Genomic DNA, 1,033 nt, shown 5'->3' on the forward strand with positions numbered 1-1,033 from the left:
GCAGCTTGCCCTCGCCGATCGCCGACGCCTGCATCACTTGGTGGCGGCGAAAGTTCCGGTCAACGAGATGGCCCGTCAGCTTGGCCGTCACCGCTCGACGATTTACCGCGAGATCAAGCGCAACACGTTTCGCGATCGTGACCTGCCGGACTACGACGGCTACTACAGCACGGTTGCGAACGACATTGCGCAGGACCGACGTCGCCGGCTGAAAAAGCTGCGGCGTCACCCGAATTTGCGAACACAGATCATCAACCAGTTGGAGGCTCGCTGGTCTCCGGAACAGATTGCCGGACGCCTGCTGTCGGACGGCCTCAGTCGTGTTCGCGTTTGCAAGGAGACAATCTATCGCTTTATCTACAGCAAGGAAGATTATGGGCTTGGTCTCTATCAGTATCTACCGGAAGCGCGCCGCAAACGTCGTCCACTGCGCTCCAGGAAGCCGCGCGACGGTGTTTTTCCAGCCACGCACCGCATATCCCAACGTCCTGATTCTATTGGAGATAGATCGCAGTTTGGGCATTGGGAGGGCGACCTCCTCATCTTCGAACGTCCACTCGGCCATGCCAATGTCACCTCCCTCGTCGAGCGCAAGAGCCGCTATACCGTTCTCATCAAGAATCCGAGCCGGCACTCGCGCCCGATCATGGACAAGATCATCAGAGCGTTTTCGCCTTTGCCGGCCTTCGCGCGTCAAAGCTTCACCTTTGATCGCGGTACCGAGTTTGCCGGATTCAGGGCTTTGGAAGAAGGGATCGGTGCGCATAGTTGGTTTTGCGACCCAAGTGCGCCTTGGCAAAAAGGAACCGTCGAGAACACCAACAAGCGCATTCGACGTTTCCTGCCAGGCACCACAGACTTGGCAGTTGTGTCGCAACACGACCTTCTCAACCTGACGCGCCAAATCAACGATCAGCCGCGCAAATGCCTCGGATACAGGACACCGACCGAGGTATTTATGGCGCATTTGCGCGAAGATGGGTGATCCCCTATCCTGCAAAACAGGCATGATGCACTTGGGTTAGCTTCTCCA

The 1,033-nt window shown here is 57.2% G+C and carries 1 protein-coding gene; it reads left to right on the forward strand.

Annotated features, from left to right (window positions below; translation table 11 throughout):
- On the forward strand, nucleotides 1-985 hold a 985-nt coding region (locus AC13QO_RS29905), incomplete at its 5' end, for an IS30 family transposase (protein WP_488542766.1).
- Nucleotides 986-1,033 lie beyond the last annotated feature (48 nt).

The sequence above is a fragment of the Rhizobium sp. CNPSo 3670 genome (assembly GCF_057784555.1).